Genomic DNA, 16,024 nt, shown 5'->3' with positions numbered 1-16,024 from the left:
CCCTAGTTACCCGGTCATAGACCGGGGCAAACTCCTCCGATTACCCTCAGCGCCGTGAGCACACGGTCGAGTGAGTTGCGCACCCTGCGTGGTGCCGCACTCGCGCTGACCTCTGCCTCGCTCACGATCGCCGCGCACGGACTGGGTGGCGGAGCGCTGTCGGAGTTCATCCACGCGGTGCCGCTGGTCGTGCTGATCGCGTTCGCGGCCGCGTCGCTCGCGGACAAGCGGACCGGGAAGCTCTCGGTCATCGCCGGTCTCGCCACGGCCCAGCTCGCTCAGCACCTCATGCTGACGTGGGTCAACCACGAACACACCGGCACGCTCACCTGGCGGATGTTCGTGGCGCACCTCGTCGCCGCGACGCTGACCGGGATCCTCCTGTTCCACGCGGAGAACGCCCTGTTCAGGCTGTTCGCCGCGGTCACGCGCCTGATCCCCCGCAGGCTCACGCCGCTGCCGGTCACCAAGCCGGTGCGGGCGTTCACCAGCACGCCGTACGTGCCCAACGCGCACTACGCGCACGTGCAGCGCGCGAACGGGCGGCGCGGGCCGCCCTGTGGTTCCTGACACCCGAGTCCCTCAATCCCCTTGGCAATCAGGAGCCACAACTTCATGTCGACAAATCGATTTGGCGTGCGCACGCTCGCCGTCCTCGGCGTTGCCGGACTCGCCGTCCTGGGCACCCCGTCCATCGCATCCGCGCACGTCAGCGCCCAGCCCGCGGAGTTCACCCAGGGCGGCCGCGCCACCTTCGCGTTCCGCGTCCCGAACGAGCGGGACAACGCCGGCACCACCAAGATCGAGGTGACGCTCCCGCAGGACACCCCGCTCACGTCGGTGCGCACCAAGCCGCTGCCCGGCTGGAAGGCCGAGGCCGTCAAGGGCAAGCTCGACAAGCCCGTGACGATCGCCGGCAAGGAGGTCACCGAGGCGTTCAAGACGATCACCTGGACCGCCGACCCCGGCGTGAAGATCGGGATCAACGAGTACCAGGAGTTCTTCGTCGCGCTCGGCACCCTGCCGGAGGGCAAGGACAAGCTCGAACTGCCGACCAAGCAGACGTACGAGAACGGCGAGGTCGTGGACTGGTCCCAGTCGACCGGCGCCGACGGCAAGGAGCCGGAGCACCCGGCGCCCGCGCTGAAGCTTGCCCCGAAGAAGGCCGCCGAGTCCGACCACGACCACGGCGCGGCCGCGACCGGCCACACCGAGGGCGACACCCACGAGGCGTCGGTCTCCGGTTCGGACCAGACCGCCCGCTACCTCGGTGGCGCCGGTCTGGCCGTCGGCGCGCTCGGCCTGGGCTTCGGCGTCGGCGCGATCCTGCGTTCACGGCGCAAGGCATGAAGCGCGCGCTCATCGCGTTCCTGTTCGCTGGTGCGGCCGTGCTCGCCACGGCCGCCCCCGCGGCGGCGCACAACGCACTGATCAGCAGCGACCCGAAGGACAAGGCCTCGCTGGAGGCCGGCCCGTCGACCGTCACGCTCACGTTCGACCAGGACGTGCAGGGCGGCCAGGGCATCAACGCGATCTCGGTCACCGACGCGAGCGGCGGTCACTACGAGGTCGCGGGCGACCCGACGATCAAGGACACCGCGGTCTCGCAGAAGATCGGCGCGCTCGGCAAGGCCGGGCAGTACAAGATCGGCTACCGCATCCTGTCCGCGGACGGCCACCCCGTCTCCGGTGAGCTGACGTTCACGCTCACGAAGGACGGCACCGGCACGCCTCGCCAGGTCGCGGCCGACAACGCGTCCGACAGCGGTTCGAGCGACGGCCTGCCCATCTGGGTGTGGATCGTCGGTGCCGTGGTGCTGCTCGGCGGTGGCGTGTTCTTCGCCCTGCGCGGTGGCGGGGGCGCCAAGGCATGAGCGACGTCCGGACCGCCGCCCCCTCCCACTACCGCGTGCTCGCCGGTCTGCTGCTCGGCGCACTCGCGGGCATCGCGCTCGGCCTCGTGCTGGCACCACCCGTCGTGGTCGCCGGGGTCGCGGACGCCGGGGCGGTGGTCCGGTACGGCCTGCCGGTGACGCGGGTGCTGCTCGACGTCTCGGCGACGGTCGTCGTCGGGTTGTCGATCCTGCCGAAGCTGCTCGGCTTCGACCGGCCCACGCACACCGAACCGGTGCTGCGGCTCGCCCGCCCGGCCGCGGTGATCGCCGCCGCCGTCTGGGTGGTCACCGCGTTGCTGGCCATCGTGCTGCAGGCCGCCGAGCTGCGGCCGGGCAGCAACGTGAGCATCGCCAACGCCGTCGACTACATCGCGAACGTCGGTGCCGGCAAGGGTCTGCTGTTCAGCGCGGCCTGCGCGTTCGTCTACCTGGTCATCGGCGTGATGGCCGTCCGCAGCGGCGAGTCGGTCCCCGCTGAGCTGCGGATTCTCGTCTCGATGTTCGGCCTGCTGCCGATCCCGGTGACCGGGCACGCCTCCAACTGGAAGTACCACGACTACTCGATGGTCTCCATGGAGCTGCACGTGCTGGGCGCCGCGGCCTGGACCGGCGGGCTCGGCGCGTTGATGGCGCTGGTCGCCTACCGCAAGGGACTGCTGGCGGTCGCGCTGCCGAAGTTCTCGAAGGTCGCGACCGTCGCACTGGTCGTCGTCGCGGTGACCGGCCTGTTCAACGGCCTGCTGGAGCTGATCCTCAACCCCGTCGTGCCGTTCCCGCAGTCGCTGGTCACGACCGGCTACGGGCTGCTGTTCCTCGGCAAGGCCGTGTGCGCGGGACTGATCGCACTGCTCGGCGCGCACATCCGGTGGCGGCTGCTGCCGAAGATCTCCCAGCACAAGGTCACCGCGATCGTGCAGTGGGCGGTGCTGGAGGTGACCATCATGGGTGTGGCGTTCGGCCTCGCCGTGATTCTGAGCCGCGCTCCGGTCAGCTGAAGCCCATCGCCACGCGCACCAGGTCGGCGACAGCACGCGACCTGCTGTGCGGCGGCCAGGCGATCACCGTCGTCACCTTCGGCGCATCGACCACCGGCACCGCGACCAGTCCTTCGAGCAGGCCGGCGCGGACGACCTCCGGCATGACCGCGACGGCGCGCCCGAGCGAGATCATCTGGAACAGCTGCGTCAGGTTGTGCACCTCCACCCCGGGACCGTCCTCGTACGTGCCGTCGGGCTCCGGCCAGCGCGCGAGCTCCGGCAGGTCGATGAGGTCGGCCATCCGCAGCCGCGCCGAACCGGCCAGTGGGTGCGAGGACGACATGATCGCGAACTGGCTCTCCGAGTGCAGCGCCTCGACGTCGAGACCTGCGGTCGAGTCGTACGGTTCGTGCAGGATCGCCACATCGGCCCGGCCGTCCAGCAGCGGTTGCCAGGTGTGGGCCTCGCACAACAGCAGGTCGACGGCGACCGCACCGGGTTCGGCGGCGTAGGCGTCGAGGAGCTTCGCGAGCAGTTCGTTGGAACCACCGGCCTTCGCGGCCAGCACCAGAGACGGCCGGTCGACGGTGCGGGTGCGCCGCTCGGCCGCCGCGACCGCTCCGAGGATCGCCCGTGCCTCGGCCAGCAGCACCGCGCCCGCCTCGGTGAGCGAGACCTTCCGGCTGGTCCGGGTCAGCAACGCGACGCCGAGCCGTTGTTCGAGCTGGGCGATCGTCCGCGACAACGGTGGCTGGGCGATCCCGAGCCGGTCGGCGGCCCGGCCGAAGTGGAGCTCCTCGGCCACCGCGACGAAGTACCGCAGCTCTCTCGTCTCCACGGCGTCACCGTATCGATACCGGCCGGGTATCGCTGCCAGACCGAAGTGATGTTGGTTCCGCGGGCGTCTCCGACCACGATCAACGGCATGAGCGAACAGACGATTGCGCTGGTCACCGGCGCGAACAAGGGCATCGGGTACGAGATCGCGGCAGGACTCGGCGCACTGGGAACCACCGTCGGCGTGGGGGCACGGGACGCCACCCGCGGCGAGGAAGCGGCGGAGAAGCTGCGTGCACAGGGCGTTGACGCGTTCTTCGTGCCGTTGGACGTGACCGACGACGAGAGCGTCACCAAGGCAGCAGCGCTGTTCGAGGAGCGGTTCGGCCGGCTCGACGCGCTGGTCAACAACGCCGCCATCGCCGGAGGCTGGCCCGACCAGCCGTCGACCACCACGCCGGAGGGCATCAGGGCGGTGATCGAGACGAACGTGATCGGCGTCGTCCGGGTCACCAACGCGATGTTGCCGCTGCTGAACCGCTCACCGCGGCCGCGGATCGTGAACCTGTCGAGCCACGTCGCGTCGCTGACCTTGCAGAGCACACCGGGAGTCACCCTCGGCGGGATCAGCGGGACCTACTCGCCGTCGAAGACGTACCTGAACGCGATCACCGTCCAGTACGCCAAGGAACTGGAGAACATCAAGGTCAACGGGGCGTGCCCCGGCTACGTGGCGACCGATCTGAACGGCTTCCAGGGGAGGGACACCCCCGCGGAGGGTGCCAGGATCGCGATCAGGCTGGCCACCCTGCCCGACGACGGTCCGACCGGCGGCCTGTTCGACCACGCCGGACCCGTGCCGTGGTGATTGTTCAACGTGAAACATCCGCGCGATCCGGCCCGCACTCGGCGAGTGGTCCGATCAGCACGACGAGCTGCGCACGAACGGGCTAGTCGGTGATCAGTCGGGCCGAAGATTCCTCGCGCATGCGCGCCAGCCGGTTCATCGTCCGCTGGCCCCGCCGATCCAGCTCGCGGCTGTCGATCCAGCCGTTGGCGTAATAGCGGTAGTCCTGCGCTAGGGCCACCAGCTCCGCGAGGTAGTCGGCTGACCTGCGCCGTCGCTCCTCGTCGAACGCCGCGAGCAGCGGCAACTGGGTGTCCACCACCTCGTCGAGCAACTGCGCGGACCGCAGCGCTCTCTTGGAACGCCACCTCCGAGTAAGGCTCACGCGCCGCACCTCGTCCTTCGCCCCGACCTGCCGCACCTTAGGCGTGGATTTCTCGCCCGTCGATGCTGCATTCGTGGGAGAAGGGCCTGGCGTTACCGGTTCGTGTCCCACACCATCCAATCGTGGTGCTATAGGACCCAAACGAGACGCAGGTCAGGCGGCCGACTCGGTGCCGGTGAAGCGGGCCACGCGGTCCGCGAGCTCGCGGGCCTCGGGGTTGTTGCGGCGCTTTTCAGCCTCCTGGCGCAGCGGCTCCATGCGCTGCTTGGTGCGCACGGACTTCAGGCTCTCCGACAGGTCGACGGCCTGGCGGCCGATCTTGGCACCGTGGTCGATGTCGCCCTGGAGCAGGTGGTTGATGGCCATGGAGGTCAGGTTGAACGAGCGGCTGCGCGCGTACTCGTCACCGAAGTTGTTGATCGCCTTGGACAGCGCCGGGATGGCGGTCCGCGAGTACTTGGCGTCCACCGTCTGCGCCAGCTCCGTGTGCACCGTGCCGATCATGGACGAGAGGTCGATCTCGTTGAAGAACTTGGCCCAGGCGGGGGCTTCGGCGACGTTCGCGCGGGAGAACTCGTCACGCGCGCGGCCGAGCAGCTTCAGCGCCTGCTCGTCGGAGCCCATCTTCGCGTAGGCCCAGGCCTCGTTCGCGCACAGGATGCCCACGGCCAGTTCGGAACCGGAGTTCTGCGCGGCCAGCTGACCCAGCTGGAACACCTTCAGCGCGTCATCCGGGGCGTTCTGGTGCAAGTACACACGGCCCATGCGGTACAGGATGTTCGCCATCAGGGCCTCGTTCTCGCCCTGCTTGGCGAGGTCGAGCGCCTGGCCGAAGTGGTTGCGGGCCGAGTCCATCAGGCCCGTGTCGAACGACGTCCAGCCGGCGAGGTTGTGCAGGTCGGCCAGCGCGACGTAGAGGCGCTGGCGAACGACGTCCGTGGAGCTCGCACCGAGCATCTGCTGGCCCCACGACAACTGGGCCACGACCGCGTCGCGGCAGGAACCGCCGCCGTACTGGTAGTCGAGGGCACGCAGAGCCCGCGTCGCCGCTTCGACCTGGCGCACATCGGTCATGCCGATGCGTCCCGGAGCCGGAGTCTGTGTGGGGTGAGAAACCCACGACCCGGAGTCCGCTCCGAACACGGCCGCGCCGACTGTCACGGCGGCGGCGTGCGCGAGGAACTTCCGACGCTTCACCGACTCGTCCTCCTCAGGATGGGGTGAGTCCGCGGTTGCGGCCACCCTCACTGCCGTTGTCTCGTCATAGGCGAGACCCATGTATCCACGTGGGACACCCAGGCCGACGGCGATCCGCGTCAGGACGTCATAGGCCATCACCTGGCGTCCCTTGAGGATCTCCGAGACCTCGGACTGCGACTGACCCGTGAGCGCCGCGATCTGGCGCTGAGACACACCGTGCCGTCGGAGCAGCCGGTAGACCGAGCTGATCTCTCGTCGGGCCAGTGCGTCCCGCATCTCCTGCTGGTCCCACACCTCGGCGGGAATAGGAGAGCCCTGGGAACTCATGGTGTTCATCGCGCACCCTCACAGTCCGTTGGGCGTCATCGGCAGACTAGGGGCAGGTCCCCGAGTCGAGAAGTCCTCTTCGGCGAGGCTGATCGGCCCCGCCGAACACCGCTTACCGCTCACCGTAAGACTTCCACCGGTCAGCGCTGTGACGTCCCGTTCCGGCATGAATCATCGCAATCTAGATTCCGGTAAGCGAGTGAGCACGGAGAGGAACGACCGATCGTGGACAGCTCCTCCCCAAGCTCCACCTCCATTGTGGAGACGGGTGACACCGAATCCACATGGCGCGGCACGACCGGGCAGCGTCGGACGTGGCAGATCAGCTGCGGCGACGTGGTCGACCGGGACCGCCAGCTCACCGTGAAGGTCGTTCAGGGCCAAGTGGTTCTGGTCGGACCTCCCGGAGAGACGGCAGTCTTGTCCTACGACCAGCTCGTACAGCTCAGGGCTGCGCTACGCGAAGCCGCCGACCAGGCGGAAAGGTGACGGTGACGTTTCGATGGACGCGATCCTCGGACAGGTTCTTCGCAACGCTGTGTGGGAACGCCTCGACCTGCTCACGGAGCTGGCGAGCCGCGCGGACGCCCCGTCCCTGCTGTCGGTGGCTCGATCCGAGCTCCCTCGGCTGACCGAGGGATGGCGTGCTCTGCTCGCAGCGCACGAGCCGGACGAGAAGGGCAACTGCCCTGAATGCTCCGGCCGTTGGCGCCAGCAGAAGTCACCTTGCTCGGTGTGGCGCGCCGCGTACGAACACCTGGTTGCGGGCGGACTCGCCCCGCGCCCGGCTCGCCACCTGCGCGAGGCTCCGGTGACCCCTCCTGTCACCCGGACCCGCCGCGCGGTGGCTCGAGCCCACTAACGGGCCTTTGCGACTGACCTGGCGTCCCCCCGACACGACCAGGTCTGCAAACGGCCTACTGACCGGTGGTCCGCGATGTGCGAACCCCCGACCGCGACATCGCGGACCCCGGTCAGCTCAACAACTCCACAGATTCCCGCGGGCCGGTGACGTGCACCTTCCCTCCCCGACCGGCACCGGTCCGCGGTCACCACGTCGGCCCCTTGTCTGCACCTCCCGCGCAGGCAAGGGGCCGTTTCCACGCTCACCCGAGCGCACGCGGGGACCTTTCGTACTCTCCAAGCGCACAAAAGCTCCCCACGTGCGGCAAGCACAGGCCGCTCCCACGCCCAACTGATCGCACAGCCACCGCACGAACACCGCAGACAAGAGGCCGCTCCACGCTCATACGAGCGCACGCGGGGAGCTTTCGTACTCTCCTGGCGCACGAAAGGTCCCCGCGTGCGGGCAAGCACAGGCCGCTCCCACGCTCAGCTGATCACGCGGCGACCGCACGAACGCCGCGAGCAAAGGGCGCTTCCACACTCGCCGAGCGCACGCGGGGAGCTTTCGTACTCTCCTGGCGCACGAAAGGTCCCCGCGTGCGGGCAAGCACAGGCCGCTCCCACGCTCAGCTGATCACGCGGCGACCGCACGAACGCCGCGAGCAAGGGCGCTTCCACACTCGCCGAGCGCACGCGGGGAGCTTTCGTACTCTCCTGGCGCACGAAAGGTCCCCGCGTGCGGGCAAGCACAGGACGTTTCGACGTTCAGCTGATCGCGCGGCTTCCGCGCGATCACCGCAGGCAAGAGGCCGTTGCACGCTCACGCAGGGGTACCCCCTGACTGGGAACCCCTGCGTTTCAACGTACTCAGCAGCACCGACAAGATCAGCGGTGTGTGCCGGTCCTCCAGGTCAGGTACGACGTCAGGCCAGGGAAGAGCCGGCCGGAGATCTCGAACGCCTTGAGCTGCCACGGGAACAGGTGCTCGGCGCGTTCCTGCTCCACCGCGTCGACGATCGCCTTCGCGCACCGCTGCGGCGTCACCGTGGGAATGAGCCGGGCGATCGCCGGGATCCGTTCCTCCGCACCGGGGTTGTTGTTGAAGTACTCGCTGGAGACCTTGCCCGGCACCACTTCGCTGATCCCGACCCCGGTTCCGCGCAGGTCCAGGCGCAACGACGCGGTCAGGCCCCGCAGGGCCCAGCGTGCCGACTGGTAACCCACGCAGCCGGGAATCGGCAGCCGCGACACCGGCGAGTTCACGTTGACGATCCAGCCGGAGCCGCGAGCACGCATCGCGCCCAGGTATTCCCTGGTCAGCAGCAACGCCGCCATGTACGGGACGGAGGTCATCGTCTGCAGCTCGTCCGCCGAGGTGTCGTCGAGGAACAGCCAGCGGCCGACACCGGCGTTGTTCACGAGCACATCGGGTGCCGGAACGCTCTCGGCGAGCGTGTGGATCTCCGCGGCGTCCGACAGGTCGGCCACGTGGGCCGACGCCGAGCCGCCGAACTCGGTGATCCGTTTGACCTGCAGATCGAGCAGTTCGGCGCTCCGTGCCACAAGGTGGACGTGCGCGCCGTGAGCCGCGAACCGGAACGCGGCCTCGGCGCCGATCCCCTGGGACGCTCCCGTGACCAGAACCCTCTTGCCCGACAGCTGCATCAGACCACCGATCGCACTCGACTCATCAACCACGCCGCCGACGCCGTCGCCAGTGCCGACACCGCGAACAGGCCGCGGTAGCCACCAAGGTTGGCCAAGATCACGGCGGTCAGCAAGGGGGCGATGACCTGCGGCAACGCGTTGGCCACGTTGAGCACGCCCAGATCCTTGGCGCGATCGGACGCCGCGGGCAGCACCTGGGTCAGCAACGCGATCGCGACCGCCCAGTAGATGCCGAAGCCGACGCCGAGCAGTGGTGCGGCGACCAGCACCGCGGCCCAGGTCGGCCAGATCACCAGCAACACCGCCGCGAGCGCCATCACGGCCGCGGCACCGTAGACGTACGGCTTCCGGCGCCCAGAACGATCACTTCGTGCGCCGAACAGCACCGCTCCTGCGGCGAGCGCCACCCCGTAGAGCGCCATCAGCACCAGCAGACCGTCCTCCGGCGACGGGTAGTGGACCACGTCGCTGAGGAAGTAGAGGAGGTAGAGCGTGCCGAACGCGTTGCCGAGGTTGATCATCAGGTGACCGCACCACGCCCAGGCGAAGTCCGGGTGCTCGCGCGGCGAGATCCAGAACGTCGGCTTCACCGGCTTCACGATGAGCTGCGTGTCAGGCGTTCTCCACACGAAGAAGAGCGCGCCGACGAGCACGATGATCGCGCACGCCAGGTAGCCGGCCTTCAGCCCGCTGACCAGCAACGTCACGACGACCGCACCCAGCACGGTGCCGAGCATCTGGCTGATGCCGATGAGCCCGCCGACCTGAGCTCGTTGCACGACGGGCACTTGGTCCGGCACCACGGCGGTCAGCGCGGCGAGCATGCCGCCGATCCCCGCCTGCACCAGACACCAGCCGATCGTCATGACGAGCACCGACGGTGCGTTGGCGAGAACGGCGAGACCGATGCCACCAACAACAGCGCCGGCCAACGTCCACGGATGACGACGACCGAACCGTGAAGTCGTGCGGTCGCTCAAGAATCCGATGAGCGGCACGATGAGCAACGACACGATCCCGCCGACGCCGGTGACGACGCCGAACACGAACTCCTTGTTCGCCTTGTTCAGCAACTCGGCCTGCTGTGGCAACAGCACCTGGATCGGCGCGTAGACCGCCAGCCACAGTCCCAGGTTCGCGCAGAACAACCACGCCATCCACCCGCGTCTGACGCGGACGAGCGGTTCGGCCAGTGCCTCACTCACCACTGATCACCTTTCTGTACCAGTGGAACGAGGCGCGCGGCGTGCGGCGCTGCGTCTCGTAGTCGACGTGGACCAGGCCGAACCGCTGCGAGTATCCGGACTCCCACTCGAAGTTGTCGAGCAGCGACCAGACGAAGTACCCGGAGACGTCCGCCTCCCGCGCGGCGCTGAGATGTCCGTCCAGGTAGGAGACCCGGTCGGTGTCCTCGATCTCGTGCGGGAAGCTGCAGCCGCTTTCGGTGACGTACACGGGTGGCAGGTTCGGGAACCGTTCGCGGAGAACACCGATCATCTCGGAGAGCCCCGACGGCACGATCGGCCAGTCGAAGCCGGTCTTCGGGTACTCCTCGATGTCGACCAGGTCGAACGGCAGCGGGTTGCCCTCGGACGGAGCCCGCAGCCTGGTGGGGTTGTAGTAGTTCACGCCGTAGAAGTCGAGCGGCTGCGCGATCGTGGCGAGGTCGCCGTCCTGGATCGGCAGCATCTCCGCCACGGAGTCCGGATAGCGGCCGGCGAGCATCGGATCCGCGTACAACCAGTTGTGGATGTCGCTGTAGGCGTCGGCCGCGGCCCGGTCCGCCGGGCTGTCGGGGTTCTCCGCCCACGCCGGCGTGTGGTTGTTCGCCGAACCAACGGCTTGCGCGTTGTACGACCGCAGCACTTCGACTGAACGGCCGTGCGCGAGGTTCAGGTGGTGGGCGGTCGGCAACGCGTCGAAGAGCAACGCTTTGCCGGGTGCGTGCACACCGATCGCATAGCCCTGCAACGTCACCATCGCGGGCTCGTTGATCGGGATCCAGAGCTTCACGCGGTCGGCGAGGCGGTCCGCGACCAACGCGGTGTAGTCGGCGAACCGGTCGGCGATGTCCCGGTTGAGCCAGCCGCCCTCCGCTTCCAGCTCCAACGGCGTGTCCCAGTGGTACAACGTGACCACGGGAGCGATGCCGACGTCGACGAGGGCGTCGACCAGGCGGTCGTAGAAGTCGAGCCCCTCAACGTTGACGGGCCCCTTGCCGGTGGGCTGGATGCGCGGCCACGCGATCGAGAACCGATACGCGTTGACGCCGAGCTGCGTCATGAGCGCAACGTCCTCGCGCCACCGGTGGTAGTGGTCGCACGCAACCGACGCGTTGTCGTTGTCGTGTACCGGAGCGAAGTCGTCCCACACGGAGGGACCACGGCCGCCTGCACTGAACGCGCCCTCGATCTGGAACGCGGACGTCGACACTCCCCAGAGGAAGTCGCTCATCGATCCTCCAAATGTGAAACTTGTTCGGATCGTAGGCGTGTTGACAGGTTCAGGGAAGTGAAAAGGCCGTACAACAGGCAAGATGGATGTACCCGAACTACTGGGAGTCGCCGTGACGAGCACCACCCCGCTCCGCCGTCAGCCTGTCCAGCAGCGCAGCGCCAAGAGAGTCGAGCGAATGCTCGAGGCCTGCGCCACTCTCATCGACGAAGTGGGCTACGACGGCGTCACCACGACGTTGATCGCGGAGAGGGCGGGTGTCGCGGTCGGATCGCTGTACCAGTTCTTCCCCGACAAGAGAGCCGTCGTGCAGGCGCTGACATTGCGCAACGTCGACAGGTTCTCCCACGGCATCACCGAACGGCTCGAGCAGTCGACGCTGGAGCACTGGTGGGACGCCGTGGACACGGTGTTCGACGTCTACGTGACGATGCACCGCGAGATCCCCGCGTTCGGGCGGCTGCACTTCGGTGACGTCGTGGACATGCGGCTGCTCGACGACCGCCGCGACAACAACGCGGTCATCTCGGACAAGATCTCCGAGCTGATCTCCGGCCGCTTCGGAATTCCGATGACCGAGGTCCAGCTGCCGATCGCGATCGCCGTCGAGGCGGCCGACGCCGTGATGAAGATGGCGTTCCGCAACAGCGCGATGGGCGACCCGGCGATCCTGGCCGAGGCGAGGGCGCTGGTCAGGGGCTACCTGTCCTCGCGCCTGCCCGCCTAGCCGAAGTTGCGGCGCTCGCCGCGGTACGTGGGCACGGTGCGTTCGATGCGGTCACCGTGCACCAGGTGCACCTCGTCGAACCGCTCGAACAGCTCGCCCGCCTTGGCGTGCCGCATCCAGACGCGGTCACCGATCTTCAGGTGCTCCGCCGCCTTCCCGGTGACCGGCGTCTGCACCTCGCCGGCGCCTTCGAGGCCCAGCGTCTTCAACCCCGCCGGCAGGTACGGCGACGGCTGCCGGTCGGGCGTGGGCGTGCCGGACGCGATGTAGCCACCGGCAAAGAGCGTCGCGACCCTCTTGGTCGGCTTGCGCACCACCGAGAGCGCGAACAGCGCGGCGGGTTCCGGCTTGAACGCCTGGTAGGCGTCGAACAACGTCGGCCCGAACAGCCCGCTGCCGGCCGCGAGCTCGGTGACCGACGGGTCGGAACCGGTGAGCTCCAGGCTGCCGGTGCCGCCACCGTTGACGAACTCCAGGTCGGCGACCTGCCGGACCGCGCTGATGACCGCAGTCCTGCGGTGAATCAGCTCGGGCCCGGACTTGGCCTGGATGAACCGGATGCCCAGCGCCCGCAGCGGCTGACCGGGCGGGTTGTCGCCCAGACCGGCGATCTGCCCCTCGTACGCCATGACGCCGACGAGTTTGAAGCCACGCCGTTGGGTGATCTTGGCGGCCAGTGCCCTGGCCTGCTGCGGGGTGTGGATCGACGAACGGCGCGGACCGATGTGCACGCCCGGCAGCGGCCGCCACGACACGTCCAGCTCCAGGCAGACCCGGATGTCCGAGTGCGGCCCGATCGCCGCGTCCACGAAGTCCAGGTGCTCGACCGAGTCGACCATGATCGTGACTCGCTGACGTGCGGTCTCGTTCGCCGCGAGCTTCTGCAGCGCCGCCCGGTCGGCCGTCGGGTACGCCACCAGCAGGTCGTCGCTGACGTTCTGCTCCGACAACCACAACGCCTCGGCCAGCGAGTAGCACATGACCCCGTGGTAGCCGGGCCGTTCCAGCGCCCGGCTCACCAGGTCGCGCACACGGATCGACTTGCTGGCGACCCGGATCGGGTGACCGGCAGCGCGACGGGCGAGGTCCGCCGCGTTGTGGTCGAAGGCGTCCAGATCGACGATCGCGAACGGAGGATCCAGGTCCTTCGTCGCGGCGTCGAGTCGTGTTCTGCGCATGCCCTGACGGTACGTCGTCAACCCTTGAAACGTGAAGAGCTTTCACTTACGTTACTCGCAGGTCACACTCTCTCGTGGAGGTCCGTGTGTGGACGAACTGGGCTAGAACCGCGTCGTGCAACCCCACGCGCGTCGTCCACCCGATGAGCACGGATGAAATCGCCGCGACCGTGACGTCCGGCGGCCGTGTCCGCGCGCGGGGCAGCGGTCACTCGTTCAACGACATCGCGGTCGCGCCGGAAGTGGCGCTCGACCTGGACCGTTGGACGGGAATCGTGCGCGCGGACACGGAGACCGGCCTGGTGACCGTGCGTTCCGGCACTCAGCTGCGCGCCTTCAACGCCGATCTGCACCGGCTCGGACTCGCCATGCCGAACCTCGGCGACATCGACGCCCAGACCGTCGCGGGCGCGGTCTCCACGTCAACGCACGGCACCGGCGCGAAGCTGGGCGTCCTCGCCACCACGATCGAGTCCCTCGAACTCGTCCTGGCCGACGGCTCGGTCGTCACCTGCTCCCGCACCGAACGCCCGGACCTGTTCAACGCCGCCCGCGTGGGCCTCGGCGCGCTCGGCGTCATCAGCACGCTCACCCTGCGCTGCGTCCCGTCGTTCGTGCTGCAGGCCTCCGAGGCACCAGGCCGGCTGGACGCCGTGCTCGAACAGTTCGACGACCTCTGCGCCGTCGAGGACCACGTCGAGTTCCACTGGTTCACCCACTCGGACCGCGTGATCGTCAAGCGCAACAACAGGATTCCGGAACCGGCCCGGCCGCTCTCCAAGCTCCGCCAGACCTGGGAGTACGAGGTCATGGAGAACGCCGCGTTCGGCGCGGTGTGCAAGGTGGCCAAGACCTTCCCGCGCTACACCCGCAAGCTCAACGAGATGTGCGGCGCGCTGATCTCCGAGCGCTCCTACTCCGACTACTCCCACAACGTCTTCGTGACGCCCCGACGGGTCCGGTTCGTGGAGACGGAGTTCTCCATCCCGCGCGAAACCCTGCTGGACGTCATCGGCGAGCTCCGCGCGGTGGCCGACCGGCTCGGCGACCGCGACGCCCTGATCGTGCCGTGCGAGGTCCGCGTGGCCCAGGCGGACGACATCTGGATGTCCACGGCGAACGGCCGCGACACCGCCTACATCTCCATGCACCAGGCGTTGGGCATGCAGTACAAGGCGTTCTTCGACGCGTACGCGAGCATCGCCAAGTCGGTGGGCGGCCGCCCCCACTGGGGCAAGATGCACGACCTCACGTCCGCCGAGCTCCGCCCGCTGTACCCGCACTTCGACGACTTCCTGCGGGTGCGCGACGAGGTCGACCCGAACCGCACCTTCACCAACGCGTACCTGGACCGCGTGCTCGGTTAGAGGATCGCCTTCACCGCGTCGGCGACCGGCGTCTCGCCGTTCGTCAGTTCCAGCGTCTTGCCGATCGTCTGCGGCGCGGTGAGCAGCTCCGCCAGCACGGCGGCCACGTCCGCACGCGTCACCGAGGCACGGGGCAACCGAGGCGCGGCCAGGGTCACGAGCCCGGTCGGCGGATCGTTGACCAGCGGTCCCGGCCGCAGGATCGTCCAGTCGAGATCCCGGGGCTTCAGGTCCTCTTCCGCGAGCTTCTTGGCCTTGAGGTAGACCGCGAACTCCGGATCCACCGACGGCGAGTCGGCGAGCTCGATCCCCACCGTGGAGACCTGCAGAAACCGCCGCACCCCTGCCTCGACGGCAGCGGAGGCGAACAGCGCAGCGGCCCCGTAGTCGACGGTGTCCTTGCGGGCGGCTCCAGAGCCGGCCCCGGCACCTGCGGCGAAAACCGCGGCATCAGCGCCGTTCAAATACGCGGCGACCGAGTCCAGGTCGGCGGACTCCAGGTCGCACAGCACCGGAACGGCTCCGGCTTCCTGCACGTCGGCGAAGTGATCGGGGTTGCGGACCAGCGCTGTCGCCGCGTCTCCACGGGTGGCCAGCTGCTGCTCGAGAAGCAGCGCGATCTGCCCGTGTCCGCCGGCTATGACTACTCGCATGGCCCCGACCGTAGATCAGGAAGCGGTGGCGAGCACCTGCTCGTAGACCAGCTCGTTGACCCAGCGGGTGATGGCGGTGTCCTCGGCGGGCACGTTCTCCTGACGACCGGAGACGTCGACCGAGAGGTCCTTCTCGTCGTCGGCCAGCAGGACCGAGACGCCGTAGCGGCGCACGCGCGGCAGGCAGTTCGACAGGTAGTCGTGCGAGAACGCGACCGACTCCGGCAGCACGACCGCGGCGTTGCCGTAGCGGGAGAAGGGGACGGCGGAGGCCAGCGCGGTCCGCCAGTGACGGGCGACGGCCAAGACACCGACGATGCGCACGGCGGCGGGCGGGACGCGGCCTTCCATCTCCGGCCACACCCACGTCGACACGGTGGTCTTGTCGGCCTCGGGACCCGCACCCACGCACACGCGCTCGGCGTGGGCGTCGGCGAGCAGTTCGGCCACGACGACGACCTTGCGGCCCATCAGGACCATCTCGGGCAGGACGACGCCGTGCCAGCCGAGGCGGATCGCCGCGGCGGCTGCCAACTCCTCGACGGACGCGGGCAGTTCCGGAACCGGGAGCGCGGTGGTCGACAGTCCCCGTGCGCTGTCGGGTGCCGCGATCCTTGCTGGGGTGCTGCTCACGCCAGTGCCTCCTCGCCAGCGCGGCGGGTGATCCGCCGCGATTCGACTCGTGCTCTGCATAAGGCTTAGCAGTAAGCGCGCGGCCCTTCC

Annotated in this window: 18 protein-coding genes; 9 read left to right on the top strand and 9 right to left on the bottom strand. The window is 68.6% G+C overall.

Features of this window, described 5'->3' with window-relative positions; all coding sequences use genetic code 11:
- Window positions 1–54 precede the first annotated feature (54 nt).
- The 4 genes from ACWEIJ_RS09475 (at window position 55) to ACWEIJ_RS09460 (ending at window position 2,890) form a co-directional block, all read left to right on the top strand.
- Window positions 55–570, top strand: coding sequence for a hypothetical protein (locus ACWEIJ_RS09475; RefSeq protein WP_449836686.1), 516 nt, complete (start codon window positions 55–57; stop codon window positions 568–570).
- 66 nt (window positions 571–636) lie between these two features.
- A complete protein-coding gene (locus tag ACWEIJ_RS09470; protein WP_449836685.1) occupies window positions 637–1,350 on the top strand; it encodes a YcnI family copper-binding membrane protein in 714 nt (237 codons plus the stop codon).
- Window positions 1,347–1,874 carry a copper resistance CopC family protein gene (locus ACWEIJ_RS09465; RefSeq protein WP_449836684.1) on the top strand — a complete coding sequence of 176 codons (528 nt, stop codon included), beginning with the start codon at window positions 1,347–1,349 and terminating at the stop codon, window positions 1,872–1,874. The genes ACWEIJ_RS09470 and ACWEIJ_RS09465 overlap by 4 nt, the downstream gene beginning before the upstream one ends.
- On the top strand, window positions 1,871–2,890 hold the full coding sequence (locus ACWEIJ_RS09460) for a copper resistance D family protein (RefSeq protein ID WP_449836683.1): 1,020 nt from the start codon (window positions 1,871–1,873) through the stop codon (window positions 2,888–2,890). Before ACWEIJ_RS09465 ends, ACWEIJ_RS09460 begins: the two co-directional genes overlap by 4 nt.
- Here ACWEIJ_RS09460 and ACWEIJ_RS09455 read toward each other — a convergent pair.
- Window positions 2,883–3,710 (bottom strand): LysR family transcriptional regulator, encoded by an 828-nt coding sequence (locus ACWEIJ_RS09455; protein WP_449836682.1) that lies wholly within the window; start codon window positions 3,708–3,710, stop codon window positions 2,883–2,885. The genes ACWEIJ_RS09460 and ACWEIJ_RS09455 overlap by 8 nt on opposite strands.
- An 87-nt stretch (window positions 3,711–3,797) precedes the next feature.
- On the opposite strand from ACWEIJ_RS09455, the gene ACWEIJ_RS09450 reads away from it, so the two are divergent.
- Window positions 3,798–4,517 (top strand): SDR family oxidoreductase, encoded by a 720-nt coding sequence (locus ACWEIJ_RS09450; RefSeq protein WP_449836681.1) that lies wholly within the window; start codon window positions 3,798–3,800, stop codon window positions 4,515–4,517.
- An 82-nt stretch (window positions 4,518–4,599) separates the two neighbouring features.
- Here the strand turns inward: ACWEIJ_RS09450 and ACWEIJ_RS09445 are convergent, their stop codons facing one another.
- Together ACWEIJ_RS09445 and ACWEIJ_RS09440 are read right to left on the bottom strand one after the other, a co-directional pair.
- Window positions 4,600–4,881: a hypothetical protein gene (locus tag ACWEIJ_RS09445; protein ID WP_109632983.1), complete on the bottom strand. Its 282-nt coding sequence runs from the start codon at window positions 4,879–4,881 to the stop codon at window positions 4,600–4,602.
- 153 nt (window positions 4,882–5,034) lie between these two features.
- Entirely contained in the window at window positions 5,035–6,417 is a 1,383-nt protein-coding gene (locus ACWEIJ_RS09440) for a helix-turn-helix domain-containing protein (protein WP_449836680.1), read from the bottom strand.
- Between the two features lie 216 nt (window positions 6,418–6,633).
- Between ACWEIJ_RS09440 and ACWEIJ_RS09435 the strand changes: the two genes are divergently transcribed.
- The gene (locus ACWEIJ_RS09435) at window positions 6,634–6,897 is read left to right on the top strand and encodes a hypothetical protein (RefSeq protein WP_449836679.1); all 264 of its coding nucleotides are present in this window, start codon (window positions 6,634–6,636) and stop codon (window positions 6,895–6,897) included.
- Window positions 6,898–6,910: 13 nt separating this feature from the next.
- Window positions 6,911–7,270 (top strand): hypothetical protein, encoded by a 360-nt coding sequence (locus ACWEIJ_RS09430; protein ID WP_035909125.1) that lies wholly within the window; start codon window positions 6,911–6,913, stop codon window positions 7,268–7,270.
- An 869-nt stretch (window positions 7,271–8,139) separates the two neighbouring features.
- On the opposite strand, the gene ACWEIJ_RS09425 is transcribed toward ACWEIJ_RS09430, so the two are convergent.
- The 3 genes from ACWEIJ_RS09425 to ACWEIJ_RS09415 are packed head-to-tail and all read right to left on the bottom strand — an operon-like array spanning window position 8,140 to window position 11,376.
- Window positions 8,140–8,919 carry an SDR family NAD(P)-dependent oxidoreductase gene (locus ACWEIJ_RS09425; RefSeq protein ID WP_449836678.1) on the bottom strand — a complete coding sequence of 260 codons (780 nt, stop codon included), beginning with the start codon at window positions 8,917–8,919 and terminating at the stop codon, window positions 8,140–8,142.
- Window positions 8,919–10,079 (bottom strand): MFS transporter, encoded by a 1,161-nt coding sequence (locus ACWEIJ_RS09420; protein WP_449836867.1) that lies wholly within the window; start codon window positions 10,077–10,079, stop codon window positions 8,919–8,921. The genes ACWEIJ_RS09425 and ACWEIJ_RS09420 overlap by 1 nt, the downstream gene beginning before the upstream one ends.
- Before the next feature lie 40 nt (window positions 10,080–10,119).
- The gene (locus ACWEIJ_RS09415; RefSeq protein WP_449836677.1) at window positions 10,120–11,376 is read right to left on the bottom strand and encodes a GH1 family beta-glucosidase; all 1,257 of its coding nucleotides are present in this window, start codon (window positions 11,374–11,376) and stop codon (window positions 10,120–10,122) included.
- A gap of 82 nt (window positions 11,377–11,458) precedes the next feature.
- On the opposite strand from ACWEIJ_RS09415, the gene ACWEIJ_RS09410 reads away from it, so the two are divergent.
- Complete coding sequence (locus tag ACWEIJ_RS09410; protein WP_449836676.1) at window positions 11,459–12,103, top strand: TetR/AcrR family transcriptional regulator; 645 nt, start codon at window positions 11,459–11,461, stop codon at window positions 12,101–12,103.
- On the opposite strand, the gene ACWEIJ_RS09405 is transcribed toward ACWEIJ_RS09410, so the two are convergent.
- Window positions 12,100–13,281: an amino acid deaminase/aldolase gene (locus ACWEIJ_RS09405; protein ID WP_449836675.1), complete on the bottom strand. Its 1,182-nt coding sequence runs from the start codon at window positions 13,279–13,281 to the stop codon at window positions 12,100–12,102. The two genes, ACWEIJ_RS09410 and ACWEIJ_RS09405, sit on opposite strands and share 4 nt — an antisense overlap.
- 74 nt (window positions 13,282–13,355) lie before the next feature.
- Between ACWEIJ_RS09405 and ACWEIJ_RS09400 the strand changes: the two genes are divergently transcribed.
- Window positions 13,356–14,648 (top strand): D-arabinono-1,4-lactone oxidase, encoded by a 1,293-nt coding sequence (locus tag ACWEIJ_RS09400; RefSeq protein WP_449836674.1) that lies wholly within the window; start codon window positions 13,356–13,358, stop codon window positions 14,646–14,648.
- Here ACWEIJ_RS09400 and ACWEIJ_RS09395 read toward each other — a convergent pair.
- Both ACWEIJ_RS09395 and ACWEIJ_RS09390 read right to left on the bottom strand, forming a co-directional pair.
- Window positions 14,645–15,301 carry an NAD(P)H-binding protein gene (locus tag ACWEIJ_RS09395; RefSeq protein WP_449836673.1) on the bottom strand — a complete coding sequence of 219 codons (657 nt, stop codon included), beginning with the start codon at window positions 15,299–15,301 and terminating at the stop codon, window positions 14,645–14,647. The genes ACWEIJ_RS09400 and ACWEIJ_RS09395 overlap by 4 nt on opposite strands.
- A 15-nt stretch (window positions 15,302–15,316) precedes the next feature.
- The gene (locus ACWEIJ_RS09390; RefSeq protein ID WP_355447852.1) at window positions 15,317–15,934 is read right to left on the bottom strand and encodes a hypothetical protein; all 618 of its coding nucleotides are present in this window, start codon (window positions 15,932–15,934) and stop codon (window positions 15,317–15,319) included.
- Window positions 15,935–16,024: the final 90 nt, after the last annotated feature.

The sequence above is a fragment of the Lentzea sp. NPDC004789 genome, from assembly GCF_053601075.1.
The sequence above is the reverse complement of the archived record's forward strand: the minus strand, read 5'-3'. Positions and strand labels throughout refer to the sequence as shown.

What these genes read in the sequence shown, in the direction of transcription:
- ACWEIJ_RS09415 (WP_449836677.1), bottom strand. Translation starts at nt 11,376, where the DNA reads ATGAGCGACTTCCTCTGGGGAGTGTCGACGTCCGCGTTCCAGATCGAG.
- ACWEIJ_RS09420 (WP_449836867.1), bottom strand. Translation starts at nt 10,079, where the DNA reads ATGGCGTGGTTGTTCTGCGCGAACCTGGGACTGTGGCTGGCGGTCTAC.
- ACWEIJ_RS09440 (WP_449836680.1), bottom strand. Translation starts at nt 6,417, where the DNA reads ATGAACACCATGAGTTCCCAGGGCTCTCCTATTCCCGCCGAGGTGTGG.
- ACWEIJ_RS09405 (WP_449836675.1), bottom strand. Translation starts at nt 13,281, where the DNA reads ATGCGCAGAACACGACTCGACGCCGCGACGAAGGACCTGGATCCTCCG.
- ACWEIJ_RS09465 (WP_449836684.1), top strand. Translation starts at nt 1,347, where the DNA reads ATGAAGCGCGCGCTCATCGCGTTCCTGTTCGCTGGTGCGGCCGTGCTC.
- ACWEIJ_RS09460 (WP_449836683.1), top strand. Translation starts at nt 1,871, where the DNA reads ATGAGCGACGTCCGGACCGCCGCCCCCTCCCACTACCGCGTGCTCGCC.
- ACWEIJ_RS09450 (WP_449836681.1), top strand. Translation starts at nt 3,798, where the DNA reads ATGAGCGAACAGACGATTGCGCTGGTCACCGGCGCGAACAAGGGCATC.
- ACWEIJ_RS09410 (WP_449836676.1), top strand. Translation starts at nt 11,459, where the DNA reads ATGGATGTACCCGAACTACTGGGAGTCGCCGTGACGAGCACCACCCCG.
- ACWEIJ_RS09425 (WP_449836678.1), bottom strand. Translation starts at nt 8,919, where the DNA reads ATGCAGCTGTCGGGCAAGAGGGTTCTGGTCACGGGAGCGTCCCAGGGG.
- ACWEIJ_RS09430 (WP_035909125.1), top strand. Translation starts at nt 6,911, where the DNA reads ATGGACGCGATCCTCGGACAGGTTCTTCGCAACGCTGTGTGGGAACGC.
- ACWEIJ_RS09395 (WP_449836673.1), bottom strand. Translation starts at nt 15,301, where the DNA reads ATGCGAGTAGTCATAGCCGGCGGACACGGGCAGATCGCGCTGCTTCTC.